The organism is Stenotrophomonas sp. GW821-FHT09E08 (genome assembly GCF_059416125.1).
On record NZ_JBWKOO010000002.1, the window covers coordinates 1 to 24,993 of the forward strand.

The 24,993-nt window shown below is 66.6% G+C and carries 22 protein-coding genes and 4 tRNA genes; 8 read left to right on the plus strand and 18 right to left on the minus strand.

Features of this window, described 5'->3' with window-relative positions; translation table 11 throughout:
* From AC07M7_RS02445 to AC07M7_RS02470, 6 genes are all read right to left on the minus strand, one after another.
* A partial coding sequence (locus AC07M7_RS02445) for a GTP-binding protein (protein WP_049420184.1) occupies positions 1-119 on the minus strand: 119 nt, incomplete at its 3' end.
* A 41-nt stretch (positions 120-160) separates the two neighbouring features.
* Positions 161-236: transfer RNA gene (locus tag AC07M7_RS02450), tRNA-Thr, on the minus strand.
* 49 nt (positions 237-285) lie between these two features.
* Positions 286-359, minus strand: a tRNA-Gly gene (locus AC07M7_RS02455).
* Between the two features lie 24 nt (positions 360-383).
* Positions 384-469 (minus strand) — tRNA-Tyr (locus tag AC07M7_RS02460).
* Between the two features lie 136 nt (positions 470-605).
* Positions 606-1,622 (minus strand): isoaspartyl peptidase/L-asparaginase family protein, encoded by a 1,017-nt coding sequence (locus AC07M7_RS02465; RefSeq protein WP_046983096.1) that lies wholly within the window; start codon positions 1,620-1,622, stop codon positions 606-608.
* Positions 1,623-1,726: 104 nt separating this feature from the next.
* Entirely contained in the window at positions 1,727-2,746 is a 1,020-nt protein-coding gene (locus AC07M7_RS02470) for a cyanophycinase (RefSeq protein WP_495206661.1), read from the minus strand.
* 170 nt (positions 2,747-2,916) lie between these two features.
* Between AC07M7_RS02470 and AC07M7_RS02475 the strand changes: the two genes are divergently transcribed.
* Positions 2,917-5,655: a TonB-dependent receptor plug domain-containing protein gene (locus AC07M7_RS02475; RefSeq protein ID WP_430767068.1), complete on the plus strand. Its 2,739-nt coding sequence runs from the start codon at positions 2,917-2,919 to the stop codon at positions 5,653-5,655.
* A gap of 475 nt (positions 5,656-6,130) precedes the next feature.
* On the opposite strand, the gene ychF is transcribed toward AC07M7_RS02475, so the two are convergent.
* From ychF to AC07M7_RS02515, 8 genes are all read right to left on the minus strand, one after another.
* On the minus strand, positions 6,131-7,222 hold the full coding sequence (gene ychF / locus AC07M7_RS02480) for a redox-regulated ATPase YchF (RefSeq protein ID WP_046983098.1): 1,092 nt from the start codon (positions 7,220-7,222) through the stop codon (positions 6,131-6,133).
* A gap of 151 nt (positions 7,223-7,373) precedes the next feature.
* Positions 7,374-7,952, minus strand: coding sequence for an aminoacyl-tRNA hydrolase (pth, locus tag AC07M7_RS02485; RefSeq protein ID WP_004144977.1), 579 nt, complete (start codon positions 7,950-7,952; stop codon positions 7,374-7,376).
* Between the two features lie 50 nt (positions 7,953-8,002).
* Positions 8,003-8,620 carry a 50S ribosomal protein L25/general stress protein Ctc gene (locus AC07M7_RS02490; RefSeq protein ID WP_046983099.1) on the minus strand — a complete coding sequence of 206 codons (618 nt, stop codon included), beginning with the start codon at positions 8,618-8,620 and terminating at the stop codon, positions 8,003-8,005.
* A 107-nt stretch (positions 8,621-8,727) separates the two neighbouring features.
* Positions 8,728-9,687, minus strand: coding sequence for a ribose-phosphate diphosphokinase (locus AC07M7_RS02495; RefSeq protein WP_005415400.1), 960 nt, complete (start codon positions 9,685-9,687; stop codon positions 8,728-8,730).
* A 138-nt stretch (positions 9,688-9,825) separates the two neighbouring features.
* Positions 9,826-9,902 (minus strand) — tRNA-Gln (locus AC07M7_RS02500).
* 11 nt (positions 9,903-9,913) lie between these two features.
* The gene (ispE, locus tag AC07M7_RS02505) at positions 9,914-10,783 is read right to left on the minus strand and encodes a 4-(cytidine 5'-diphospho)-2-C-methyl-D-erythritol kinase (protein ID WP_495206834.1); all 870 of its coding nucleotides are present in this window, start codon (positions 10,781-10,783) and stop codon (positions 9,914-9,916) included.
* A complete protein-coding gene (lolB, locus tag AC07M7_RS02510; protein ID WP_046983101.1) occupies positions 10,780-11,439 on the minus strand; it encodes a lipoprotein insertase outer membrane protein LolB in 660 nt (219 codons plus the stop codon). The genes ispE and lolB overlap by 4 nt, the downstream gene beginning before the upstream one ends.
* Positions 11,436-13,121, minus strand: a complete 1,686-nt coding sequence (locus AC07M7_RS02515; protein ID WP_253079247.1) for a tetratricopeptide repeat protein — start codon at positions 13,119-13,121, stop codon at positions 11,436-11,438. The genes lolB and AC07M7_RS02515 overlap by 4 nt, the downstream gene beginning before the upstream one ends.
* Positions 13,122-13,184: 63 nt before the next feature.
* On the opposite strand from AC07M7_RS02515, the gene hemA reads away from it, so the two are divergent.
* The 4 genes from hemA to ppk2 are packed head-to-tail and all read left to right on the plus strand — an operon-like array spanning position 13,185 to position 18,069.
* Positions 13,185-14,468: a glutamyl-tRNA reductase gene (gene hemA / locus AC07M7_RS02520; RefSeq protein ID WP_046983103.1), complete on the plus strand. Its 1,284-nt coding sequence runs from the start codon at positions 13,185-13,187 to the stop codon at positions 14,466-14,468.
* Positions 14,446-15,528 (plus strand): peptide chain release factor 1, encoded by a 1,083-nt coding sequence (gene prfA / locus AC07M7_RS02525; protein ID WP_495206662.1) that lies wholly within the window; start codon positions 14,446-14,448, stop codon positions 15,526-15,528. Before hemA ends, prfA begins: the two co-directional genes overlap by 23 nt.
* A gap of 5 nt (positions 15,529-15,533) precedes the next feature.
* Positions 15,534-17,240 (plus strand): O-linked N-acetylglucosamine transferase, SPINDLY family protein, encoded by a 1,707-nt coding sequence (locus tag AC07M7_RS02530; protein ID WP_495206663.1) that lies wholly within the window; start codon positions 15,534-15,536, stop codon positions 17,238-17,240.
* A 46-nt stretch (positions 17,241-17,286) separates the two neighbouring features.
* Complete coding sequence (gene ppk2, locus AC07M7_RS02535; protein WP_065722832.1) at positions 17,287-18,069, plus strand: polyphosphate kinase 2; 783 nt, start codon at positions 17,287-17,289, stop codon at positions 18,067-18,069.
* 277 nt (positions 18,070-18,346) lie between these two features.
* On the opposite strand, the gene AC07M7_RS02540 is transcribed toward ppk2, so the two are convergent.
* Positions 18,347-18,922, minus strand: a complete 576-nt coding sequence (locus tag AC07M7_RS02540) for a TlpA family protein disulfide reductase (RefSeq protein WP_253078074.1) — start codon at positions 18,920-18,922, stop codon at positions 18,347-18,349.
* Positions 18,919-20,193: a YihY family inner membrane protein gene (locus AC07M7_RS02545; protein WP_046985223.1), complete on the minus strand. Its 1,275-nt coding sequence runs from the start codon at positions 20,191-20,193 to the stop codon at positions 18,919-18,921. Before AC07M7_RS02545 ends, AC07M7_RS02540 begins: the two co-directional genes overlap by 4 nt.
* A 77-nt stretch (positions 20,194-20,270) precedes the next feature.
* Here AC07M7_RS02545 and wrbA point away from each other — a divergent pair, with 77 nt between their 5' ends.
* The 3 genes from wrbA (at position 20,271) to AC07M7_RS02560 (ending at position 21,761) form a co-directional block, all read left to right on the plus strand.
* The gene (gene wrbA / locus AC07M7_RS02550; protein ID WP_046985222.1) at positions 20,271-20,864 is read left to right on the plus strand and encodes an NAD(P)H:quinone oxidoreductase; all 594 of its coding nucleotides are present in this window, start codon (positions 20,271-20,273) and stop codon (positions 20,862-20,864) included.
* Positions 20,861-21,196 (plus strand): DUF2069 domain-containing protein, encoded by a 336-nt coding sequence (locus AC07M7_RS02555; RefSeq protein ID WP_046985221.1) that lies wholly within the window; start codon positions 20,861-20,863, stop codon positions 21,194-21,196. Before wrbA ends, AC07M7_RS02555 begins: the two co-directional genes overlap by 4 nt.
* 79 nt (positions 21,197-21,275) lie before the next feature.
* Positions 21,276-21,761, plus strand: coding sequence for an asparaginase domain-containing protein (locus tag AC07M7_RS02560; protein ID WP_046985220.1), 486 nt, complete (start codon positions 21,276-21,278; stop codon positions 21,759-21,761).
* Between the two features lie 89 nt (positions 21,762-21,850).
* On the opposite strand, the gene AC07M7_RS02565 is transcribed toward AC07M7_RS02560, so the two are convergent.
* A complete protein-coding gene (locus tag AC07M7_RS02565) occupies positions 21,851-23,590 on the minus strand; it encodes a S8 family peptidase (protein WP_495206664.1) in 1,740 nt (579 codons plus the stop codon).
* A gap of 379 nt (positions 23,591-23,969) precedes the next feature.
* The gene (locus AC07M7_RS02570) at positions 23,970-24,992 is read right to left on the minus strand and encodes a M23 family metallopeptidase (RefSeq protein ID WP_337303135.1); all 1,023 of its coding nucleotides are present in this window, start codon (positions 24,990-24,992) and stop codon (positions 23,970-23,972) included.
* Position 24,993: the final 1 nt, after the last annotated feature.

Here is a 24,993-nt window from a genome sequence, read left to right on the forward strand (position 1 = left end):
AAGCGCTCGGCACCGATCTTGGTCAGTGCGGCGGTCAGCGTGGTCTTGCCGTGGTCGACGTGACCGATGGTGCCGACATTGACGTGCGGCTTGGTGCGCTCGAACTTACCCTTGGCCATGGCTGCTTATCTCGAATTCGTCTGAGAGGTGGTGCTTAAGATGGTGCTCACGAAAGGAATCGAACCTTCGACCTCTTCCTTACCAAGGAAGTGCTCTACCGACTGAGCTACGTGAGCCGAGTTTTGCATTATGACATGAACTCGATAATATTCAAAGTTCATTCAATGGAGCGGGAGACGGGAATCGAACCCGCACCATCAGCTTGGAAGGCTGAGGTTCTACCATTGAACTACTCCCGCGCCGGGAATGTCACAACGTGAAACTGGTGGAGGGAGGTGGATTCGAACCACCGAAGGCGTAAGCCAGCAGATTTACAGTCTGCCCCCGTTGGCCGCTTGGGTATCCCTCCTTACCACCCCATTCCGTGCCGCCGAAGCGTTGCGGTGTGTGGTGGTGAGCCCGCAATTCTGGAGATGAAGCGGAGACCTGTCAACGCTTTTTTTCACTTTTTTTCACATGCGTCGCAAAGCCATTGATACGCAAGGCTATTGCGCGGGCACTGCCAGGGACTCGCTGGCGAAAATTGCGACATGGGGGATTCCGTCCGACCCGATCCAGCCGCGGTACATGCCCTGGGTGTTGAACGGCGCCGCCATTTTCCCGTCTGCGGCCAGCACGATGGCACCACCGTCGCCACCCATCTGCGGAATCGTTTCGTTGATCACGCCCTTGCCGGCCTGCTCCGGCGTCTGCCCCTGGTAGCGCATGCGCGCGCAGATCTCGTGCGCGGCCGCGGTACGGATGTAGTACTCGCCCCAACCGGTACCGGACACCGCACAGCGGGCATCGGCCCAGGTACCGGCACCAATGATCGGCGAGTCGCCGACACGGCCGTAGCGCTTGTTGGTCATGCCACCGGTGGAGGTGCCGGCGGCGAGATGGCCCTGCGCATCCAGCGCAACCGCGCCGACGGTACCAAAGTGCTTTGCGGTCTCCAGGTCGGCATGCGCCTGGCCGCTGGCCTCTTCCTTCAGTGCCCGCTGTAGCTGCTGCCAGCGCTTGTCGGTCCGGAAGTACGAGGGATCGACCAGGGTCATGCCCTGCTCCACCGCGAAGGACTCGGCGCCCTGCCCGACCATCATCACGTGCCGGGACTTCTGCATCACCGTCTGTGCCAGCAGGATCGGATTGCGCACCCGCTGCACGCCGGCCACCGCACCAGCGGCCTGGGTCGCGCCATCCATCACCGCCGCGTCCAGCTCGTTGTGGCCATCGTGGGTGAACACCGCGCCCTTGCCGGCGTTGAAGGTCGGATCGTCCTCCAGCACGGTGATCGCTGCGGTGACCGCTGCCAGCGCCGGACGGCCGGCGGCCAGCTCCGCATGCCCCTTCAACAGGGCCGCCCGCAGCGCGTCACGCGCAGCCTTTTCCTCGGCCGGCGACAGGTCCTTGCGCTCGACACCGGCGCCACCGTGGATGACCAGCAGCGGTGAGGTGGCCGGCGCGGCCTGGGCAAGCATGGGCAGGGACAACAGTGCGGACAGCGCCAGGCGCAGTTTCATCGGGTACGTCTCCAGCAGAACGAGGGAATGGATTGCAAGGTAGTGCCGGCCGCTGGCCGGCAAGGGGCGTATCAGGGAAGTGAGTTGCCGGCCAGCGGCCGGCACTACCGAAGCGTGAACTCAATCTCGCCGTCGCTGATGTCGGCCACCGCCTGATAGCCGGCCTCGGCCTGGAAGTCGTCCAGGCGCATGCGGCTGCCGCTGGCGACCACGGTCACCGGCACGGCGTGGAAGCGCAGCGGCTCGCCTTCGACCAGGCGATCGGCATCACGGCCGGGGCTGACCACCCAGACCTTGCCTTCGCCATCAGCGCTGTAGACCTGCGCCTGGCCATCCGGCTCCACGCACAGGGCGGTGTCTTCATCGACGCCGATGCCGACGATGTCCGGGTCGCCACTGTCCTGTACGGCGCGGGCGACGAACACGATCAGGCGGCCGAGGCGGTCGCGCTTGTCGAAGTGGGTATCGGTGACCACGCGCTGCAGATAGGGCATCTGCAGGAAGCCGCTGTCCATGGTCACCGCGCTGCCCTTCGGGTCGGCCAGCGCACCGGCGGAGGTGACGCTGCCGCCATCCAACGCGCCATAGGCATAGCCGCCCAGGATCGCCAGCCCGGCGCTGGTGCCGGCAATCGGCTTGCCGGCGCGCACGTGGGCATTGAGTGCGCGGTTGAGCGCGGTGCCTTTCCAGAAGCGGATGTAGCGCGACTGGTCGCCGCCGGCAATGAAGATGGCGTCGGCCGCGGCGACCACGCGCAGTACCGCCGGATCGTCGGCGCCACGGCGATTGTCGAAGACCAGGGTCTGCACGGCGGTGGTGCCGCCGATGTCCCGGTACAGGCGGTCCTGCAACTCATCGCTGCCCGACGCGCGCAGGATCAGCACACGGCCGTTGCCGGCCTGCTTCAGCCACCACTGGAAGGCCTCGGGCACCCACTCGCCGCCCCCCATCAGCATCATCGCTGGCGCGCGCGGACCAGGCCGGGGGGCTTCCAGATCACCGACTTCGTAATAGGCGAAACCGGGGCCCCGCAGGTCCTGCGCAGGCGCCGCCAGCGGCCAGGCCAGGACCAGCAGCGCCAGCCAGGAAAAGGGGCCGTGCAGGGTTCTGTGGAGGCGTCGCATCTTGATCTCCCTGAACAAAATCGACTTGCAAGCGTTTTCACTCTTTGCCAGATAGGAACCCAGTAGTCAAGGACATAAAAAAGGCGTTAAATGCGCGCGCCCATTCCAGAAATCTGAATGGGGGACAGGGCCCCACCTCTGCGGGCCGGCTTCATTTCTGAGAATTCCTCATGCGTAGAAAGGCGATGGCGTGGTCGATCCAGCTGGCGTTGATGGGCGTGGCTGCTTCCGCGGCGGCCCAGGCTCCGGCTTCCTCTCCGGTTCAACAGCTGGACGCGGTGCAGGTCACCGGTTCGCGCATTCCGCGCGCCCAGGTTGAAGGCCCCGCCCCGATCACGGTGATCAGCGCCGAGCAGATCCGCTCCAGCGGCTTCACCACCGTGCCCGACGTACTGCGGTCGATGACCCAGAACGGCGGCGAGACGCAGAGCCAGCAGTCGTCCAGTGGCGCCGACTTCTCGCCGGGCGCCCAGCAGGTGGACCTGCGCGGCCTGGGCCCGAACCACACCCTGGTGCTGGTCAACGGCCGCCGCATCGCCGATTTCCCGATGCCGTTCAAGGGCCGCAGCAACTTCACCGACGTCTCCAACATCCCGCTGGGGATGATCGAACGCATCGAAGTGCTGACCGGCAGCGCCTCGGCCATCTACGGCTCGGATGCAATCGCCGGCGTGGTCAACTTCATCCTGAAGAAGAAGGCCGACGGCACCACCGTCGACATGCGCATGGGCACCACCAGCGAAGGCGGTGGCGAGTCGTTCGACGTGAGCATCGCCAGCGGCTTCAGCCACGGCAACTTCAATGCGGTGTACAGCGTTGAGCTGCAATCGCAGACCCCGCTGTGGGCCTACGAGCGCGACATCCAGGATTCGACCCAGGACGGCCCCACCGAAGGCTCGCGCATCGCCCGCCGCGCATATCTGCGCACCGACTACAACGACGACTACCTGGACCCGGGCGCGGCCACCTGCGAAGCGCTGGCCGGGCAGAACCAAGGCAGCACCTACCGTGCCTATCGGCCGAAGTACGGTTACTACTGCGGCAGCGACAGCTCGATCGGCTACGGCACCATCCTCAGCAAGCGCCGCGGCGCCAATGGCTACGCCTCGCTGAGCTACGACTTCGACAACGGCCAGCAGTGGTTCGCCGATGTGCAGCTGGGCTACCACACGATGTCGCTGATGCGCGACGTCACCAAGTGGGGCCGCATGGATGCCACTGGCGATGAGTCGGGCTACTTCAACAACCAGGCCACCGGCGAGGTCGAGTTCTGGCAGCGCCAGTTCTCGCCTGAAGAAATGGGCGGCCTGCGCAATGCGATGGTACGCAGCACGCAAAAGACCCTCAGCGTGACCACCGGCTTCAAGGGCAATCTGGCCGGCAACTGGGACTACGAAGCGGCCCTGAGCCACTCGCAGTACCAGTCGAGGATCAGCTGGGCGCAGATCATCGCCGCCAAGGCCAATGACCTGTTCCTGGGCCCGCAGCTGGGCGTGGACGATGACGGCTTCCCGATCTACAACGCCGACCCGTCACGCCTGTACCGGCCGCTGACCCGCGCCGAGTACGATTCGATCGCCGCACGCACCACCTACACCCCGAAGTCGCGCACCGAGACGGCTGCCTTCACTGTGACCAACTCCGCACTGTTCGGCCTGCCGGGCGGCGACGCTGGTTTCGCCGCGACCGTGGAAGTGGGCCAGCAGGCGTATTCGCTGAACCCCGATCCGCTGGCCACCCAGTACTACTACTACAGCTGGAAGGATTCGGACGGCAAGGGCTCACGCAACCGCTGGGCCACCGCCGCCGAGCTGCGCATGCCGCTGCACGAGACGGTCAACCTGAGCGTGGCCGGTCGCTACGACCAGTACCGCTATTCCGGCAACACCATCGGCAAGGCGACCTGGAGTGGCGGCCTGGAATGGCGCCCGATCGACACCCTGCTGGTGCGCGGTTCATACGGCACTGCCTTCCGCGCGCCGGACCTGCACTATGTATTCGCCGGCCCGGGCAATGACGAGACCAGCGCCGAGGACCTGTACAGCTGCCGCGCCGACGGCGCCACCGACTGTTCCGACTACGAGCGCAACCTGATCCGCAGCCGCACCGGCAACCGCCAGCTCGACCCGGAAACCAGCACCTCGTGGAGTGCGGGCCTGGTCTGGTCGCCGGCGATCGGCCTGGACCTGTCGCTGGATTGGTTCGACATCGACATGCGCAAGCAGGTGCAGGACATGGACGTGCGCACGATCCTGGCCAGCGAAGCGAACTGCCGCCTCGGCAGCGTCGACATCAATTCGCCGACCTGCGTGGACGCGCTCGACCGCATCACCCGCACCAGTGATGGCCGCCTGTACGGCGTGCGCGTCGCCCCGATCAACGTCGCCCGCGAATCGACCTCCGGCATCGACGTCGGCCTGCGCTACCGCCTGCAGACCGGCATCGGTGATTTCATCCTCAACGGCACCCACACCTGGGTGAAGAAGCACGATTTCCAGCGCTACCCCGGTGATCCGATCCAGGACCAGTTCGCGGTCAACAGCAACTTCGACATCCCGCGCACCAAGACCAGCCTGAGCGTGACCTGGGAGAAGGCTGCATGGTCGGCCACGGTCTACGGTTCGCGCCTGGGCAAGCTGCCGACCTCGGACAGCTACGACCAGGTGTTCAAGTGGGACAGCGGTGACAGCCCGTACATCAAGGCGACCTACCGCTACAACGCGTCGCTGCAGTACCGCTTCGACGATCATTCGCGCCTGTCGCTGTCGGTGGTCAACGTGTTCAACAAGATGCCGCCGAAGGACGCCACGTACACGGCGTACCCGTACTACGACGTGTCCTGGTTCGACAGCATCGGCCGCACGATCAACCTGCAGTACACCCACAAGTTCGGCGGTAGCGCGCTGTAAGGCATGCCGCATTGCAGAACGGGGACGACAAGGCCCGCCATTGGCGGGCCTTGTTGTTTGGGAACCTGGCTCTGGTAGATGCCCACCTTGGTGGGCACTGATCTGCCACGCGCCCACCAAGGTGGGCGACTACCAGAGCGGGCCACGCGGGTTTTCCACACCACACGTGGAGAGCGATGGGAACTTGGTGTGGACAAGTGGGCGCGAGCATTGCGGCGCAGGCGTTTCGAAGCGCGGTGAAATTTTGTCCACGGTCCGACTGCACTGATCGGGGTCGGAGCCCTTTCCCGTGGAAAGGGATCCGACCCACGGTTTTCCACATCCGACGTGGAAAGCGATGGGAGTTTGCTGTGGACAAGTGCCGGCGAGCATCACACAGCAAGCGTTTCGCAACGTGGTGTTTTTTTGTCCATCTCCGGAAACGCGAACGCCCCGCACAAGGCGGGGCGTCCGGGGTCGATCCGATGCAGCTGGATCAGACGTTGAAGCGGAAGTGCAGGATGTCGCCTTCCTGCACACGGTATTCCTTGCCTTCCAGGCGCAGGCGACCAGCTTCCTTGGCACCGGCTTCGCCCTTGTACTTGATGAAGTCGTCATACGCGATGGTTTCGGCGCGGATGAAGCCCTTCTCGAAGTCGGTGTGAATGACCGCGGCAGCCTGCGGGGCGGTGGCACCCTTGCGCACGGTCCACGCGCGGACTTCCTTCACGCCAGCGGTGAAGTAGGTCTGCAGGCCGAGCAGGCTGTAGGCCGCGTTGATCACGCGGTTCAGGCCCGGCTCGCTCAGGCCCAGATCGGCCAGGAAGGTATCGCGGTCTTCGTCATCGAGCTGGGACAGCTCTTCTTCGATTGCGGCCGACACCGGCACCACCTGCGCGCCTTCGGCGGCGGCATGCGCGCGCACGGCGTCCAGGTGCGGGTTGTTCTCGAACCCGTCTTCCAGCACGTTGGCGATGTACATCACCGGCTTCAGGGTCAGCAGGAACAGGTCGCGCACCAGCGCCCTCTCTTCCTCGTCCAGGCCAACCGAACGGCCGGACTTGCCGTCCGACAGCGCAGCCTGCAGCTTGGCCAGCACCGGCTTGCGCGCCGCTGCGTCCTTGTCACCGCCCTTGGCCGCGCGCTCGGCACGGTTCAGCGCCTTCTCGACACTGTCCAGGTCGGCCAGCGCCAGTTCGGTATCGATGGTTTCGATGTCCGAGATCGGGTCGACCTTGTTGTTGACGTGGATGACGTCGGCGTTCTCGAAGCAGCGCACCACGTGGGTGATCGCATCGACTTCACGGATGTGTGCCAGGAACTTGTTGCCCAGGCCTTCACCGCTGGCGGCACCGGCCACCAGGCCGGCGATGTCGACGAACTCGACCGCGGTCGGGATGACCTTCTGCGGGTTGATGATCGCTGCCAGCTCGTTCAGGCGCGGATCCGGCACCGGCACGATGCCGACGTTCGGCTCGATGGTGCAGAACGGGAAGTTCGCCGCGGCGATACCCGCCTTGGTCAGCGCATTGAACAGGGTCGACTTGCCGACGTTGGGCAGGCCGACGATGCCGCATTTGATACCCATGGGTGACAGCTCTCTGGGGTGAAAGTGATTGGTGAAACAGCGCGCGCGCTGCTTGGCCAATCCATCTCGGTGTTCAACATCTGCCAACCAAGGTTGGCAACTACCGGGGCCGATTGATGCCCGTTGCCGACCACCGGTCGGTACCCACCGGTTATTTCGGAGTGTGCAGGCGCTTCATCGCTTCGCTGAAATCGCCCTGCACCGCCAGCGGCAACACGTCGATCGCATCGTCGATGGCGCGCGAAATCAGTACTTCATCGTCCTTGGAAGGGCGTCCCAGCACCCAGCCCACCACGCGGTCCTTGTGGCCGGGATGGCCGATGCCCACGCGCAGGCGGTGGAACTTGCCGTGGCCGAGCAGGCGGATGGTGTCGCGCAGGCCGTTCTGGCCGCCGTGGCCGCCGTCGAACTTCAACCGCGCCACGCCGGGCGCCAGGTCCAGTTCGTCGTGTGCCAGCAGGGTTTCTTCCGGCTCGATCTTCCAGAACCGCTGTGCGGCGGTGACCGACTTGCCACTGAGGTTCATGAAGGTGGCAGGCTTGAGCAGCCACACCGTCTGCCCGGCGATCTCGACCTTGGCGGTCTCACCGAACAGCTTGCTGTCCACATTCCATCGTGCACCGGCTTTTTCCGCCAGGGCCTCAACGAAATGAAACCCGGCATTGTGCCGGGTCCGGGCGTGCTCCGATCCGGGGTTGCCCAGACCGACGATCAGTCGCAATCCTGCCATCGTTCCATCCAGATACGGCGCCTGCCCCGAAGGACAGGCGCCGCGGGGTATTACTCGGCCGCTGCTTCTTCAGCGTCGGCAGCATCCTGCTTGCCGTGCTTGGCAGTGACGATGGCGTCGTCGTGGTCCTTGCCCAGCGCCAGCGCCGGGATTTCCACGCCCTTCGGCAGCTTGATGTTGGACAGGTACACCACGTCGCCAGCGTTCAGGTCGGCCAGGTCGACTTCAATCGACTCCGGCAGGTCCTTCGGCAGGCAGCTGATGGTCACTTCCTTCAGTTCGTGGGCGACCACGACGTCGGCAGCCTTGCCAGCCGGCGAGGTGTCTTCGTTGATGAAGTGCAGCGGAACCGAAGCGGTCAGCTTCTCGTTCTCGTTCACGCGCAGGAAGTCCAGGTGCATGATCAGCTGCTTGTACGGATGGCGCTGCATGTCACGCAGCAGCACCTTCTGCACCTGGCCGTCCAGGTTCAGGTCCAGGATCGAGGCATAGAACCACTCGTTCTGCTGGGCCAGCCAGATTTCGTTGTGGTCCAGGCTGATGGCGACCGGCTCGGCGTTGCCGCCGTACACGATCGCCGGGATCACACCAGCGTGACGCAGGCGGCGGCTCGCACCCTTACGCTGCAGTTCACGCTTGGTGACCTTGATTTCATGGGTCTTCGACATTTTCGACTACTCAGGTTGTTGCCTTGCCTTGCGGCTTGGCGGTTGAAGGCGCTTCCGCGACCAGAAGCGCCCGGTGTGTCCCTGCCGTTGCCGGCGGGGACGAAAAGTCAGTCGACGTACAGCGAGCTGACCGACTCACCGAAGGCGATGCGGCGCATCGTCTCGGCCAGCATTTCCGCCACGCTCAGCTGGCGGATCTTGCTGCACACCCGCGCTGCGTCCTTCAGCGGGATGGTGTCGGTCACCACCAGCTCGTCGAGCTGGGAATTGGTGATGTTGTCCACCGCCGGGCCCGACAGCACCGCGTGGGTGCAGTAGGCGGCGACCTTGAGCGCACCGCGCGCCTTCAGGGCAGCGGCAGCGGCGCACAGGGTGCCGGCGGTATCGACGATGTCATCGACCATCACGCAGGTCTTGCCTTCGACGTCACCGATGATGTTCATCACGGTGGAGACGTTGGCGCGCGGGCGGCGCTTGTCGATGATCGCCAGGTCGGCGTCATCCAGACGCTTGGCCACCGCACGGGCGCGGACCACGCCACCCACGTCCGGCGACACCACGATCAGGTTCTCGGTGCCGTAGGCGCGCCAGATGTCGGCCAGCAGCAGCGGGGACGCATACACGTTGTCCACCGGGATATCGAAGAAGCCCTGGATCTGGTCGGCGTGCAGGTCAACGGTCAGCACGCGGTCAGCGCCAGCGGTGCTGAACATCTTTGCGGCCAGCTTGGCGGTGATCGGCACGCGCGAGGAACGCATGCGGCGATCCTGGCGCGAGTAGCCGAAGTACGGCACCACGGCGGTCACGCTGGCCACCGATGCGCGCTTCAGCGCGTCGATCAGCACCAGCAGTTCCATCAGGTTTTCCGCGCTCGGCGCACAGGTCGGCTGGATCACGAACACGTCCTGCTTGCGGACGTTCTCTTCGATTTCCACCTGCACTTCACCATCGGAGAAGTGCGAGACCAGCGCCTTGCCCGGGCGTACTCCCAGTTCCTTGCAGATGTTCTGCGCCAGACGTTTGTTGGCGTTGCCGGAAAAGACCAGCAGGTTCGGGGACTCTTGCATCATGATTGTCTCGGGCGGGGACGAGTGGCGGGGATCCGGTAGCGGCAAGGACCGCTTCGGCCCCTGCTGCTTACAACACCGCGGTTGTTTCCACGTCCCGCGCGGTCGATGCGCTGGATGGCGCGGACACAGCCGCATTGGCAGGGGCGGGAGGATTCGAACCTCCGAATGCCAGGATCAAAACCTGGTGCCTTGGGCCTCTTGGCGACGCCCCTGCATTGATGAATCAGTGTTGCTCGAGTGCATCCAGCAGTGGCGAACGTGCAACGCCCGCGGCCACCCTTGCCCGCAACTCCTTCGGCAACTCCGCTCGCCCCTGCTCTGCGGCAGCCTGCGAATCGAACTCGACGAAACAACCACTTCCGGATCCGGTCAAACGTGCCCTGCCAATACCGCTCAACGCGGCAAGCACCGCCTCTACGGCAGGCTCGCGGCGGCGCAGCACCGGCTCGAACACGTTCCCGACCAGAACGCCGGAAGCGAAGTCGTCTATTTTCGCCTGTGGGCAGTCGCGCGTCAAATCCGGATCAGCAAACAGCGCCGGGGTGGGGACATGAACCCCAGGTTCGGCGATGACATACCAGGCCGGCGCCAGCGTGATCGGCTGCAAGCGCTCACCGACCCCTTCGGCCCAGGCATTGTGGCCACGCACGAATACCGGCACGTCGGCACCCAGGCGCAGCCCCAGCGCGGCCAGCGCGTCTTCGTCCAGACCGGCCTGCCAGAGCCGGTTCAGTACCACCAGCACGGTGGCGGCATCGGACGAACCGCCGCCAAAACCACCACCCGCAGAAACATGTTTTTCAACGATTATGTCCGCACCTTGCGCGACATTCGCCACATCTTTAAGCAGGCGTGCGGCACGTACTGCCAGATCATCGGCCTCGGAAACGCCGGCCAGGCCCTCGCCTTCACGGCGAACCTGGCCGTCTTCACGCAGGCGCAGGCCAATGCGATCCCCCCAGTCCAGCAGGCGGAACACGGTCTGCAGCTCGTGGTAACCGTCGGCACGACGGCCGATGATGTGCAGGAACAGGTTCAGCTTGGCCGGGGCCGGCCACCAGGACCAGCCCGCATCGTCGACTGCCCCGCTCATGGCGCGCCCTGCCCCCACTGGTCCACCAGCAGGCGCACCTTGGCATCGCCATTGCTGGCCTCGATCCGGCGCGGCAGCGCCGGGCGCCCGGCCTCGGCGGGGTACCATTCCAGGTACTGCACCTGCCAGCCCATCTGCTGCATGCGGCGCGGCCGGCCTTCACCGTCGCGCTCGACCTTCTCCGGACCGGCAGCATCGCCGGCCACCAGGCCACGGATCCACTCCGGCAGCTGGTTGACCGGAATGTCCCAGCCGGTCGCCTCGAGCAGCAGCTGCTGGGCGTCCTCACCGTCACGGGTGCCACCGGCCAGCCCTTCCAGGCGGCCGGCCTCGGAATGGGTATCGCCGGTCAGCTTCCAGCTCTGCCGGGTCACCGGCGCGCTCAATTCGACCACATAGCGGCGGCCGTCCTGCTTCCAGTCGATGCGGCCACTGCCGCCATCCTTGCCCTTGCTGACCGCGACCCGGCCCTGGAAGGCCCAGTCCGGCTGCGCATGCAGGGCGGCCACGCGCACGGTCTCGGCCTGCGCAGCTTCAGCCGACACCGTCTCGACTACGGCAGGCGCCGGGGTCTTCTGCGTGCCCACGGTGGTGCAGGCGGTGACCGCCACGGTCGCGACCGCCAACAGCAGCGGCCGGATCAGGGAAACACTCATGGATTGAATTTCTCGCGGGCGCGCAGCAGCGCGCGGTTTTCAGGGTCGAGCTTGGCCGCCTCTTCGAAGAAATGGCGGGCCTCATCGTGCTTGCCCAGCACCCACAGCACTTCGCCGACATGGGAAGCGATCTCCGGGTCCTTGGCCAGGGTCCAGGCACGGCGCAGCTGCACCAGCGCCTCTTCCTTGCGGCCCAGGCGATACAGCACCCAGCCGTAGCTGTCGACGATGGCCGCGTTGTCCGGCTCGGCGACGCGGGCGCGGTCGATCAGCTCCAACGCTTCCTGCAGGCGACCGGTACGGTCGGCCAGGGTGTAGCCGAGCGCGTTGAGGGCCGGCACGTTTTCCGGGTCGGTCACCAGGATCTTGCGCAGGTCGGCCTCGGCACGCGGGATATCGTCACGGCGCTCCCAGGTGAGCGCACGGGCGTACAGCAGGCCGTTGTCATCCGGGTACGCTGCCAGACCGCGGGCCAGCGCATCCAGTTCACCGGCACTGTCGTCGGCGCGCTGGCGCAGCTCGGCTTCCAGCAGGTAGGCGTCGCGGCGCACGTCGTCGTCGACCACCGCATCTGACTGGATCGCATGCACTTCATCCAGCGCCAGTGGCAGGCGCCCGGCCAGGGCCTGGGCGTTGGCCGCGCGCAGGCGCGCTTCGCTCAGCTCATCGCCACCGGGCACGCTGTGGTACCACTGCACCGCCTCGGGATAACGCTTCAGATACTCGGCGATCTTGCCCAGCAGCAGGCGCTGCGCCGGGTCCGGCTTGGCCGCCTGCCGCGACAGTTCGTTGTACAGGTTGGACAGCGCGGCTTTGTCGCCCTGCTTGGCCAGCAGCGAAGCGCGCATGCCCCAGGTCTGCACGTCCTGCGGCCCGAACGCCAGCACACGCTCGGCGGCCGACGGCTGGCCAAGGCTGTCGTAGGCGATGGCCACCGCGTTACGCAGTTCCGGGTCCTGGCGGGTTTTCGGTTCGACGTCCTGCAGCAGCGACAGCGCCTTGCCGGTCTCGCCAGCCTGCTGCAGCTGGCTGGCGCGCAGCAGCGCCACGCGCGGCTCCTCGGGGAAGCGCTTGACCACTTCATCGATCATGCGCCGCGCCAGCTCGGGCTTGTCCATGCGCAGGGCGAGACGACCGAACTCCTGCCAGGCCTCGATCTTCGACGGAATAGCGTTGGCGTCGACCAGCTCGCCCAGCACCTGCGCCGGCACCGCCGGGTCGCGGCCGCCCCCGATCAAGGCCGCAAGGGCGAACTTCCAGCCACGCTCGTCAGGGTCGGCCAGCAGCGCCTGCAGTTCGCTGCGGGCCGCCTTCACGTCGCCCTGGCGCATGGCCAGCGCGCCGGCGGCGCTGCGCATGGTCAGCGAGCGCGGCGCCCGCTGTTGCCACAGGGCCAAGCCCTTGGCCGCGCTGGCATCATCGTTGGCAAGCATGGAAATACGGGTCGCACGCTCGGCCAGGCCGGCGTCGCCGTCGGTCTGCTGGGCGGCCTGCAGGTACCAGCGCGCAGCCTCGGCCAGCTTGCCGGCCTGCAGCGCGAATTCACCGGCCATCACCGGTTCCAGCGCCAGTTCCTCAGTGGCCGGGGCCCGCACGGGGGCCTTGGCCGGCACCGCCGCCAGGGCCTGGCCGCAGGCCAGGGACAGCAGCAGAACACTGGGGATGCGAATCAATGCGGGCATCGTCGGCATCGGGGCCTTAAAATGTCGTCCAATGGCCAGCAGCTTATCGCAAGCAACTGAACAATGACCCTGTGGGTGCTCGGACTGAATCACCAGACCGCACCGGTGGAACTGCGCGAACGCGCGGCCTTCGCCGGTGAGGCGTTGCCGCGCGCGCTCGGTTCGCTGCGCGATACCCCGCAGATCGCCGAGGCGGTGCTGCTGTCTACCTGCAACCGCACCGAGCTGTACGCGGTGGCCGACTCGGCACAGGCGCTGGACCAATGGCTGCACACCCAGGCCGGCGACCTGCAGGGCTACCTGTACCAACATGCCGATGCCGAAGCGGTACGCCACCTGTTCCGGGTCGCCACCGGGCTGGACTCGATGGTACTGGGCGAACCGCAGATCCTCGGACAGGTGAAGGATGCCTGGTCTACCGCGCGCGATCATGGCCTGCTTGGCCAGCGCCTGGATCGGTTGTTCCAGCAGACCTTCTCGGTGGCCAAGCGCGCACGCACCGACACCCAGGTGGGCGCCAACCCCGTATCTGTGGCATCGGCCGCAGTGCGACTGGCGCAGAACGCGTTCGCGCGCCTGGACGATTCCACCGTGCTGCTGGTCGGCGCCGGCGAGACCATCGAGCTGGCTGCACGCCACCTGAGTGAAGGCAAGGTGCGGCGGCTGCTGATCGCCAACCGTACCCTCGCCCATGCGCAGGAGCTGGCCAGCCGCCACGGCGGTGTGGCCCTGCCGCTGACCGAACTGGACCGCCACCTGAGCGAGGCCGACGTGGTGTTCTCGGCCACTGCCGCACGCGAGCCGGTGATCCATCGCGAGATGGTGGCCAAGGCGCTGCGCACGCGCCGGCACAAGCCGATGCTGCTGTTCGACCTGGCCGTGCCGCGCGACATCGAAGCCGAGGTCGCCACGCTCAACGATGCCTTCCTGTACACCGTGGACGATCTCGAGCGGGCGGTGGAAGACAACCGCCGTGGCCGCCGCGAGGCCGCCGCCGAGGCCGAGGCGATCATCGACCTGCAGGTGTCGCGCTTCGTCGAGACCCAGCAGGCCAGCGCCCACCAGGCGCCATTGCGGCAGCTGCGCGCGTTCGGCGAGGCCACCCGCACCGAACTGCTGGAGCGCGCGCGCCAGCAGCTGGCCAACGGCAAGCCGGCTGACGAAGTGCTGGAACTGCTCGCCCATGGCCTGACCAACCGCCTGCTGCATCCGCCGACCGCTGCGCTGCGCGCGGCCGCGCTGAGTGGCGACGCCGACCTGACCCGCGCCGCCGAGCGCCTGTTCCCGGCCACGCCGGGTTACCGCCACCCACCCGTGAGACCCGATGACGCCGACCCTGCGCCGTAAGCTGGAAGCGCTGGCCGAGCGCCGCGAAGAACTGGAACGCCTGCTCGCCGAACCCGATGTGGTCGCCGACAACACCCGTTTCCGCGACCTTTCGCGCGAATTCGCCCAACTTGAGCCGATCGCCACCGCCCTCGCCGATGAAGCCCGTGCCGAGGCCGACCTGGCCGCGGCCGAAGGCATGCGTGCCGACCCCGACCTGCGCGAACTGGCCGACGAGGAGATCGCCGCCGCCCAAGCCCGCCTGCAGGAGCTGGAACAGGAACTGGCACTGCTGCTGGTGCCGCGCGACCCACGCGACGAAGGCAACCTGTTCCTGGAAGTGCGTGCCGGTACCGGTGGCGACGAAGCAGCGATCTTCGCCGGCGACCTGTTCCGCATGTACGCCCGCTATGCCGAACGCCAGGGCTGGAAGGTCGAGATCGAATCGGACAACCCCGGCGAACATGGCGGCTACAAGGAAGTGGTGGCGCGCGTGGTCGGCCGTGGCGCGTTCTCGCGCCTGAAGTTCGAATCGGGCACGCATCGCGTGCAGCGTGTACCGGCCACTGAATCGCAGGGCCGCATCCACACCTCGGCGGCGACCGTGGCGATCATTCCCGAGGCCGATGAAGTCGATGACATCGTCATCAATCCGGCGGACCTGAGGGTGGATACGTTCCGCTCGTCCGGCGCCGGTGGCCAGCACGTCAACAAGACCGAGTCGGCCATCCGCATCACCCACGTGCCAACCGGCGTGGTGGTGGAATGCCAGACCGAACGCAGCCAACACGCCAACCGCGACAAGGCGATGAAACGCCTGAAGGCGCAGCTGCTGGACGCCGAGCGCCAGCGCCAGGATGCGGCACAGGCCGAGTCGCGGCGCCTGCAGGTCGGCAGTGGCGACCGCAGCCAGCGCATCCGTACCTACAACTTCCCGCAGGGCCGGATCACCGACCACCGCGTGGAAGGCCTGACCCTGTATGACCTGCCGAACATCCTCGCCGGCGATCTCGATCCGCTGCTGCAGCGGCTCAGCCACGAACACCAGGTCGACGCCCTGGCCCAGCTGTCGGCGAGCTGAGCACGATGACGGCCTGGCAGCAGCGGCAACAACTGCAACAGGCGATCGCTCGCCAGCCCGGCGACTTTGTCGCCTGGGTGATGCTGGCCGACCTGGAACTGGAAGCCGGCGACATCGCTGCTGGCGAACAGGCCGCGCGCCGCGCGTTGCAGCTGCGTCCGAACCATCCCGAAGCGCTGGCGCGATTGGGCCGCGTGGCGTGGATGGCCGGCGCACATACCGACGCCGCGACGCTGCTCGGCCAAGCCTCGGCGCTGGCACCGCAGCATCCAGGCATCGCGCTGTGGCTGGGCCACGCGCTGGAAGATGCCGATGATGCCGAGGGCGCATCGGCCGCCTATCGGCGCGCGCACACCCTGATGCCGGCCGAGCCCTACATCGCCGCCCAGCGGCTGGCCTGGCAGCGCCGCCTGTGCGACTGGCAGGACGTGGACGCGCTGGCCGCACAGGTGCGCGGTGCGTTGGCCTCCGGACAGGGTGTTGTCGAACCGTTCGCCTTCCTCAGCGAGGACGCCAGCGCCGCCGAACAGCTGGCCTGTGCGCGTGCACGTGCTGCGGTGGTTGCTTCGGGGGTGCGTCCCCTTCCTGCCGTAAAGGCGCGCGGGCACGGCCCCTTGCGCGTCGGTTTCCTTTCCAATGGTTTTGGCGCCCATCCCACCGGGCTGCTGACTGTAGCCCTGTTGGAGCAACTGCGCCTTGACCCGGCGCTGCAACTGCATCTGTTCGCACTGAACCGCGACGACGGCAGCCGCATCCGCCAGCGCCTGCAGGCGGCGACGCATCTGCACGACGTGGCCGGCCTGCGCCATGCCGACATCGCCACCCGCATCCGCGCGCAGGGCATCGACCTGTTGTTCGACCTGCGTGGTTGGGGCGGCGGCGGTACGCCGGAAGTGCTGGCGATGCGTCCTGCCCCGCTGCAGCTGAACTGGCTGGCCTACCCCGGCACATCGGGTGCGCCGTGGATGGATGTGGTGATTGGCGATGACTTCGCGCTACCACCATCGCTGGAACCGCATTACAGCGAACGCGTGCTGCGCCTGCCGCGTGCGTTCCAGCCCTCGGACAACACGCGTGCGCTGGAAGCCGCGCCGACGCGTGCGGACTGCGGCCTGCCCGAGCACGGCGTGGTGTTCTGCTGCTTCAACAACAGCTACAAGCTCAATCCGCGCAGCATGGGCCGCGCCTTCGCCGTGCTGCAGGCGGTACCCGGCAGCGTGCTGTGGCTGCTGTCCGGGCCCGGTCAGGCCGATGCCCGCCTGCGCAGCACCGCACAGGCCGCTGGCCTGGACCCGGCACGCCTGGTGTTCATGGCCAAGCTGCCGCATCCGCAGTACCTTGCACGTTATCAGCTGGCCGATCTGTTCCTGGACACCAACCCGTACAACGCGCACACCACAGCATCGGACGCACTATGGGCCGGCTGCCCGGTGCTGACCTGCCCCGGCGAGACCTTCGCCTCGCGCGTGGCCGGCAGCCTCAACCACCATCTGGGGCTGGCACGGATGAATGTCGCCGACGATGCAGCGTTCATCACTACCGCCAGCACGCTGGGCAATGACCCGGCGGCACTGGCGGCGTTGCGCGCAGAACTGGCACAGGCACGCGAAGGCAGCGGCCTGTTCGACATGGCCGGATTTGCCCACGACCTTTCAGCGCTGCTGCAGCGGCTGGCCGGCGAGCATGGGTGGCAGAGCCTCGACATCGCCTGAGCGATCCCTGCGCTACGCTCGGGCTTCCTCCCCGCAGGGTGTGACGATGGCCAAGCTCAAGCGCAAGGAATACGACGAACTGCTGCAGCCACTGCAGCTGGAGCTGACCGCGATGGCGCGCTGGGTGCAGCACAGCGGGCAGCGCCTGCTGGTGCTGTTCGAAGGCCGCGACACCGCAGGCAAGGGCGGCGCGATCCAGGCCATCAGCCAGCACCTCAACCCACGCCAGTGCCGGGTGGTGGCGCTGCCCAAGCCTACCGACCGCGAAGCCACGCAGTGGTACTTCCAGCGTTATGCCTCGCATCTTCCGGCGGCCGGCGAGATCGTGCTGATGGATCGCAGCTGGTACAACCGCGCCGGCGTCGAACGAGTGATGGGGTATTGCAGCGAGGCCGAGTACCAGCAGTTCCTGCGCCAGGCGCCGGTGTTCGAACAACTGCTGGTGGATGACGGCATCCTGCTGTTCAAGTACTGGCTGTGCGTGGATCAGGAGCAGCAGGAGAAGCGCTTCGCCGAGCGCCATGTCGATCCACTGAAGGGCTGGAAGCTGTCACCGGTGGATCTGAAATCACGCAGCAAGTACAGCGCGTACACCGAAGCGCGCGAGGCGATGCTGCGTGCCACCCATCGCGCGGATGCGCCGTGGACGCTGGTGGATTTCAACGACCAGCGGCTGGGGCGGCTGACCCTGGTACGCAACCTGCTCGACCGGTTGCCGGACACCCGGGTGGATGCACCGTTGCCGGAGCTGCCGAAGCTGAAGGGCAAGCTGCATCGCGAGCACTACGATGTACTGAAGCCGATCGAGGACTTCCCGGTCGAAGATTAGGGTGGGTCGGCAGGGCCTGCGGCCCTGCACCTGCTACGAACCAAGGCAACAGCAACAGCCGAAGCAGAAGCGGGTTACCTGTGGGTAGGCGGGGCGGTGTCGGAGTGCGGGGTGTCAGCCGCATGGATGCGGCTGCCAAGCCTACATGGACGTACTTGCGGCGTCCCCGCACTCCGACACCGCCCCGCCACCACACGGAAATCGCGCTTTGGCTGTTGCTGTTGCCGTTGCTTGAATGTTTCGGCGAGTGCAGGGCGCAGCCCTGCCGATACGCAACCTACTTGGCCGCCGCGATCTGCTTTTCGATGTCGGCGGCGGTCACCGGGCCAAGGAAGGTGTGGGCCAGCTTGCCCTGCGGATCCAGCAGATGCGTCAACGGCAGGCCTCGCGGCGTGGCGAAGTCCGCCGGCGGATCGAACGGATCCACGATCACAATCGGATAGGTCACCGGATGCTTGGTCAGGAACGACTGCATCTCCGGCACCTCGATGTCCTCGTAGGCCAGACCAACCACTTCGATGTTGCTGCGCATCGCATGCAACGCCGACAGCTCCGGCATCTCCTTGCGGCACGGTGCACACCAGGTCGCCCAGAAATTCACCACCACCCACTTGCCACGATGCGCGGCCAGATCGTAATCACTGCCGTCCACCGCCTTCATCTTCAACGTCGGGAACTCGGCGGTGATGCGCTCGGCCGGGGTCTCATCCACTGGCGCCGGCGTGGTCGGCGTTGGTGCCTGTGCCGGCGGCTGGCTGCTGGCCGGGGTCGGCTCCTGCGCCGGCTTGCAGGCCGACAGCGCCAGCAGCAGGGCCAGCGGGAGCATCAGCGGCAACGAGGTCTTGTGGGTCATGGTGCGTCTCCAGAATCGGTGTAGATGTCGCTGACCTTGCGCTTGAGGCGCTCGCGCAGGGGCAGTCGCAGGTCGTCCAGGGCCGCCAGTGCGGCGCGGCCCAGGGTGTCGTCGCGGTACGGCAGGTGCTGCTCGGCCACTGGAATGCGCAGCTGGGTGCATTCGTACAGGTCAGACAGGCTGACCTGCTCCAGATCGCGCGCGAGCAGCCATTCACCGCGCTCATCACGGCGCAGCAGGCCGATTTCCTGCAGGTTGCAGGCCAGGTCCTGCAGCAGCGAATCGGTCAGCATCGGCTCCAGCCGCAGGATCTCGTCGTCGGCCAGGCCTTTGCCCTTCGCGCGTGCATGGTGGAAGCGTCCCAGCAGGCGCAGCAGGCCGTAGAACTCGTAGCCCTGCGGCAGGCGCAGCTCGACCGGCTGGTACCGGAACGCTGCCATCGACGAGGACAACGACGCGCCCAGCAGCACCGCCACCCAGCACAGATAGATCCACAGCAGCAGGATCGGTACGAAGGCCACCGTGCCATAGAGCTTCTGGTACGACTGGAAGCTGCCCAGGTAAGCACCAATGCCCCACTTCACCAGTTCCAGGATGACGGCGGCGAGGATCGCACCGGGCACCGCATGCCGCCATTTGACCGTGTGGTGCGGCACCACCCGGAACATCAGCGTGATGCAGACGAATTCGATCAGGATCGGCGCCAGCCGCAGCGCCAGGTCGGCCAGCCAGCGGCCCTCCTGGGTCCCGAACAATGGCATCGCAAAGACCCGCGCCGACACTGCCAGCGAGGCGGCGGCGAGCATCGCGCCCAAGGTCAGTACGGTCCAGTAGACCAGGAAGCGGGTCAGCTTGGGCCGGGTCGAGCCCACGCGCCAGATCTGGTTGAAGGTCTCCTCAACGCTGTTGAGGGTGATCAGCAGCGACACCACCAGCGCGATGAAGCCGGCCGCGGTGAGCTGGCCGGCACTGGCCGAGAACTGCCGCAGGTAGCCCTCGGCGGCGCGCGCGGCGTTGGGCACGAAGTTGGAGAAGACGTAATCGCTGAGCTGGTCGCTCCAGCGGTCGAAGACGGGGAAGGCCGAGAGCACGCCGAACACCACGATCGCCAGCGGCACCAGCGCGAACACCGTGGTGTAGGCCAGCGCCGCCGCTGCCTGGAACAGGCGGTCGTCGAGGAAGCGATGCCACAGGAAGCGGCCGAAGCTGATGGCGCGTGCGCGATCCCGCGCGCGCTCCATCCACAGGTTGAGCGTATCCAAAGGTTCCATCGGCGAAAGGGTACCCGATGCGGAATGGTCGCAGGATAGCCATACTGGTGGCCACACGACGAGGAGAAGCGGTCACGATGGGCGAGATTCTGGTGCTGTACTACAGCCGGGGCGGTTCAGTGGCACGGCTGGCGCGCCAGATCGCGCGGGGCATCGGCGAGGTTCCGGGCATGGCAGCGCGGCTGCGCACGGTGCCGCCGGTGGCCGCCGTCACCCAGACCGCGCAGCCGCCGGTACCCGACGATGGCGCGCCCTACGTTAGCGTTCAGGACCTGGTCGAATGCCAGGGCCTGCTGCTGGGCAGCCCGACCCGCTTCGGCAACATGGCCGCGCCGGTGAAGCACTTCCTGGATGGGCTGGGCGCCGAATGGGTCAACGGCACTCTGTCCGGCAAGCCGGCCGGCGTGTTCACCTCCACCGCCTCGATGCATGGTGGCCAGGAATCGACCCTGCTGTCGATGCAGGTACCGCTGCTGCACCACGGCTGCGTGATCGTCGGCATCCCGTTCACCGAGCCGGCGTTGAGCCATACCACCAGTGGTGGCACGCCCTATGGCGCCAGCCATGTGGCCGGCGCGGCCGATGACCCGCAGCCGACCGACGACGAGGCCGTTCTGGCCCGCGCGCTGGGACGCCGCGTGGCTGACATCGCACAGCGGTTGGCCCGATGAACCGCCCGCCGCGCACGGTCCTGCTGCTGGCCCTGATGGGGCTGGCGGCGCTGTTCGCCGGCTGGTTCATCAATGACAAGCACTGGCTGGCCACCCAGCTGGTGTTCACCGCCCCCCCGCTGGCACTGGCCGTGGCGCTGCGCCTGGGCTGGCGCAAGGCTGGCTTCTGGGCCTCGGTGCTGGCGCTGGGCTGGTTCAGCCATGGCGTGATGAGCGCCTGGAGCCACCCGCAGACGCGCTGGCTGGCGCTGATCGAGATCGCGCTGGCGCTGCTGGTGATCTTCAGCGCCAGCCTCCCGGGGCTGCGCGCCCGCTTCGGCAAGCGACGCTGACGCTGCGGCCGCCGGGCCGTATCATCTATGTTCCTGGCCCCGCGCCGCTGTACCTGTCCTGGTTTCGCGCATGCACATGATGGAAGAGCTCCTGGTCGTCACCACCGGTGGCACGATCGACAAGATCTACTTCGACGACAAGTCGGACTACCAGATCGGCGACCCCCAGATCGGCATGATCCTGCGCGAGCTGGGCGTGACGTTCCGCTTCAACGTGATTCCGATCCTGCGCAAGGATTCGCTGCACATCAACGATGAGGACCGCGAGCTGATCCGCGCCACCATCGCCGCGCAGCCGACCCGCCACGTGCTGGTGACCCACGGCACCGATTCGATGGTGCAGACCGGCCAGGTGCTGGCGACGATTCCGGAGAAGACCATCGTGATGACCGGTGCGCTGAGCCCGGCACGTTTCCGCGGGTCGGATGCCGAGTTCAACATCGGCTGTGCGATCGGTGCAGTGCAGTCGCTGCCGACCGGCGTGTACATCGCGATGAACGGCCGGATCTTCGATCCGCAGCACGTGCGCAAGAACGTGGCCGCGAACCGCTTCGAATCGGTTTGAGGAACAGCGTGCCGACCAAGGTCGGCACCTACCCAAAGAGAAAACGCCCCGGCCGGAGCCGGGGCGTGCCCATGGAGAGGGGCTTGGGCTCAGTACTGGGCGTTGAGGGTCAGGCCCGAGAAGGTGCTGTAGGCCTTCACCCGCACATACCAGGTGCCGGCGGCCGGACTGTTGATGGTGCAGGTCTCGCTGTTGCCACTCAGGTACGGACGGCAGGTATACGCGGTATCGGTCGGGGCACTGCCCTGGCGCACGTACAGGTCGGCATCACCGCTGCCGCCACTGATCGCCACGCGCAGCTGGGTGCTGCCAGCCGGAACGTTGACCGTGTAGCTCAATGAGGCGCCACTGGCAGCGCCCAGGCCGGTGACCGGGACGTTGTTCTGCAGCACGTTGCCGCCCGGGTTCGGACCACCGCCGTTGATCGCCGCAGCCACGGCCGCGTCGGCGTCGATGATGCCGGCGCCGCAACCACCCGAGCAGGCGCCCGGCAGCGGACGTGCAGTGCTCTTGATGATGCTCTCCACCTGCGCCGGGCTCAGCGGGCTCGGGGCAACGGACTGCATCAGTGCGACCACGCCGGCAACGTGCGGTGCCGCCATCGAGGTGCCGTTGTACGAAGCGTAGCTGGCGCTGCCCGGGGTGGTGGTGCCGCTGTTGAGGGTGGACAGGATGCCCTGGCCCGGTGCCGAGATGTCGATGCCGTTGCCATAATTGGAGAAGCTGGCACGCGCACCGGCCGAGGTGGTGGCTGCCACCGCGATCACGTTCGGGCAGTTGGCCGGCACCGACGAGGACACGTTGGTGTTGCTGTTGCCGGCTGCGACCACCACGGTGGTGCCACGGCCGACAGCGCCATTGATCGCGTTCTGGTAGGTGGTCGAGCAGCTGCCGCCACCGCCGAGCGAGAGGTTGATCACTTCGGCCGGATTGGCATTGGCCGGCACGCCGCTGACGCTGCCGCCGGAAGCCCACACAATCGCGTCGGCGATGTCGGAGGTGTAGCCGCCGCACTTGCCGAGCACACGCACCGGCACGACCTTTGCGTTGAACGCGGTACCGGCCACGCCGGTGCTGTTGTTGGTCACCGCCGCCACCGTGCCGGCGACGTGGGTACCGTGCCAGCTGGAGTTGGAACCCGGATAGCCGGCCTGGCACTCGTTGTCGCCGTACCAGTCACCTTCATCGTTCGGGTTGTTGTCGCGGCCGTTGCCGTCGCGCGCCATCGCGGCGTCGCTGATGAAGTCATAGCCGGGCAGGATGTTGGCGTTGAGATCGGCATGGTTGGTGATGCCGGTATCGATCACCGCGACTATGACGCCGGTGCCGGTGGCCTTGTCCCAGGCCGGCCGGATGTTGATGCCGGCATTGGAGGTGCCGAAGCCCCATTGCTCGCTGAAGCGGGTGTCGTTCGGGGTCAGCGTGGCGCGCATGATCTGGTCGACTTCGACGTATTCCACGTTCGGGTCGGCGGCCAGCTTGCGCATCAGCTGCTCGGATTCGGCCTGGTCGAGCGGACGATCGGTCTTGACCAGGGTCGGGCCGACGGCCAACTTGCGGACCTGCTGCAGGCCCAGCGCGCGGCCCTGGCTGCTGGCCAGGCCGGCGGCGGCACTCTTCAGTGAAGAGGCCAGTGCGGTGGTATTGGCCACCGGGGCACTGCCGTCGCGGTACTTCACGATGAAACGCTGGTGGGTCTGCGCGGACTGCAGGCCGCTGAGCTGGACGTCACCGGCCAGCGCAGGCGTGGCCAGCAGCAGCGATGACAGAACGGACGCACCAAGGACCACCCACACTCGACGCACACGCGGTTGCGTTACCTGGGACATCGTATTTCCCTTTCTTGTGGTGTGAATGCCGGAATCGGCAGAAGCACCGGCCCGAACCATGGGCTGGCTTGCATTGGCGAGGTTCGAAGTCCGGCGAGTCAGCGGATCCCCCTAACGATCCGCCGTGCAGATGACGCTAATGACCAAAACCGGACACCACAAGATTTTCAGCGTCTTTTCAGCAAGATGAAATGTTCGTTCTGAGACTTTTCGGGTCGAGGGTTTGTGAAGGTGAAGGAACTTTCTCGTGCCCTGCACGCACCTGACTGGGTCATCACGTGTCCTGTGATGACTTTGCCGACATCGGCGTCCACGCCCCCCCCGCAACGACGCGCAGCATCCAGGCGGTGCCCCGGCCGGCCCTCGTCGGACGCGCTGGCTACTTCGCCCGCGGAACGCCCGCTGGCCGGATGCGCTGCCCTTTGACCGGCTCGCCGCGTGCAACCGGCTGGCCATCGGCGATGTAATCGGAGAACTGTGCCGGCAACGCTTCGCCGACACCGAACACCGGCCCGGCCTGCAGCTGGTAGTGCAGGTGCGGTTCGGAGGAATTGCCGCTGTTGCCACAGTCACCGAGGTGCGCGCCGCTGCGGACAACCTGCCCCTGCGCGACGCGCACGCTGCCCTGGCGAAGGTGCGCCAGCACCGAGTACTCCTCGTTGCCGTGATCGAGAATGACGCGGTTGCCGGTGAGCTGGGCGGCATTCATCTGACCCGGCACGTTGTCGGCCACACCCTCGATCACGTCCACCACCGTACCGTCAGCCGGCGCAAGGATCGGGCGACCGAAGCAGTAGTAGTCATCGTTGCGCAGGCCATCGCCACGGTGCGAGCGGCCATCGCGGACCACCAGCAGATCCAGCGCGAAGCGCTGACCGGCATGGGCCGCATGGTAGTTCTGTTCGACGCTACGCCCGCCCCAGAATACGAAGTACTCATCCTCGAACGGCAGTTGCAGCCGTGTGCGGGTCTGGTAGTCGAGGAACCCGCTCGCCGCGGCCTGTGGCGGCGTGGCCTGGAGCGGGCGGATGTAGAAGCCGCCGATCCGCCCGTCGGCATCGATGGCCCACAGCACCTGGATGATGGCCGGGCTCCTGGCGAAGCGCGCCTGTCGCAGATAGGTGTCGAATCCATCAACCTTCTCGACCTTCTCACTGACCAGCTCGGTTTCTGCGCCCCAACCCGCCAGCACCTGCTCGCGCAGCGTCACCAGGTTCTGCGGAGACTGCAGCCCCGCCCGCATCTGCGGCGTCATCCGTTCCCACAGGGCGTCGATGTGCCCTTCGTAGAACTGCGTGGTCAGCGCAGCTCCCTGTTGGCGCGGATCTGCGGCCGCGGCCACGCCTGTGAGGGCAGAAAAGGAAACAACCAGAACCGCAAACAGGCGCGGGAGCAATGTCATG

Excerpts from the sequence above, each read along its gene's own strand:
- AC07M7_RS02465 (WP_046983096.1), bottom strand. The coding sequence starts at position 1,622 with ATGAAACTGCGCCTGGCGCTGTCCGCACTGTTGTCCCTGCCCATGCTT.
- AC07M7_RS02470 (WP_495206661.1), bottom strand. The coding sequence starts at position 2,746 with ATGCGACGCCTCCACAGAACCCTGCACGGCCCCTTTTCCTGGCTGGCG.
- AC07M7_RS02475 (WP_430767068.1), top strand. The coding sequence starts at position 2,917 with ATGCGTAGAAAGGCGATGGCGTGGTCGATCCAGCTGGCGTTGATGGGC.
- ychF (WP_046983098.1), bottom strand. The coding sequence starts at position 7,222 with ATGGGTATCAAATGCGGCATCGTCGGCCTGCCCAACGTCGGCAAGTCG.
- pth (WP_004144977.1), bottom strand. The coding sequence starts at position 7,952 with ATGGCAGGATTGCGACTGATCGTCGGTCTGGGCAACCCCGGATCGGAG.
- AC07M7_RS02490 (WP_046983099.1), bottom strand. The coding sequence starts at position 8,620 with ATGTCGAAGACCCATGAAATCAAGGTCACCAAGCGTGAACTGCAGCGT.
- AC07M7_RS02495 (WP_005415400.1), bottom strand. The coding sequence starts at position 9,687 with ATGCAAGAGTCCCCGAACCTGCTGGTCTTTTCCGGCAACGCCAACAAA.
- ispE (WP_495206834.1), bottom strand. The coding sequence starts at position 10,783 with ATGAGCGGGGCAGTCGACGATGCGGGCTGGTCCTGGTGGCCGGCCCCG.
- lolB (WP_046983101.1), bottom strand. The coding sequence starts at position 11,439 with ATGAGTGTTTCCCTGATCCGGCCGCTGCTGTTGGCGGTCGCGACCGTG.
- AC07M7_RS02515 (WP_253079247.1), bottom strand. The coding sequence starts at position 13,121 with ATGCCCGCATTGATTCGCATCCCCAGTGTTCTGCTGCTGTCCCTGGCC.
- hemA (WP_046983103.1), top strand. The coding sequence starts at position 13,185 with ATGACCCTGTGGGTGCTCGGACTGAATCACCAGACCGCACCGGTGGAA.
- prfA (WP_495206662.1), top strand. The coding sequence starts at position 14,446 with ATGACGCCGACCCTGCGCCGTAAGCTGGAAGCGCTGGCCGAGCGCCGC.
- AC07M7_RS02530 (WP_495206663.1), top strand. The coding sequence starts at position 15,534 with ATGACGGCCTGGCAGCAGCGGCAACAACTGCAACAGGCGATCGCTCGC.
- ppk2 (WP_065722832.1), top strand. The coding sequence starts at position 17,287 with ATGGCCAAGCTCAAGCGCAAGGAATACGACGAACTGCTGCAGCCACTG.
- AC07M7_RS02540 (WP_253078074.1), bottom strand. The coding sequence starts at position 18,922 with ATGACCCACAAGACCTCGTTGCCGCTGATGCTCCCGCTGGCCCTGCTG.
- AC07M7_RS02545 (WP_046985223.1), bottom strand. The coding sequence starts at position 20,193 with ATGGAACCTTTGGATACGCTCAACCTGTGGATGGAGCGCGCGCGGGAT.
- wrbA (WP_046985222.1), top strand. The coding sequence starts at position 20,271 with ATGGGCGAGATTCTGGTGCTGTACTACAGCCGGGGCGGTTCAGTGGCA.
- AC07M7_RS02555 (WP_046985221.1), top strand. The coding sequence starts at position 20,861 with ATGAACCGCCCGCCGCGCACGGTCCTGCTGCTGGCCCTGATGGGGCTG.
- AC07M7_RS02560 (WP_046985220.1), top strand. The coding sequence starts at position 21,276 with ATGGAAGAGCTCCTGGTCGTCACCACCGGTGGCACGATCGACAAGATC.
- AC07M7_RS02565 (WP_495206664.1), bottom strand. The coding sequence starts at position 23,590 with ATGTCCCAGGTAACGCAACCGCGTGTGCGTCGAGTGTGGGTGGTCCTT.
- AC07M7_RS02570 (WP_337303135.1), bottom strand. The coding sequence starts at position 24,992 with ATGACATTGCTCCCGCGCCTGTTTGCGGTTCTGGTTGTTTCCTTTTCT.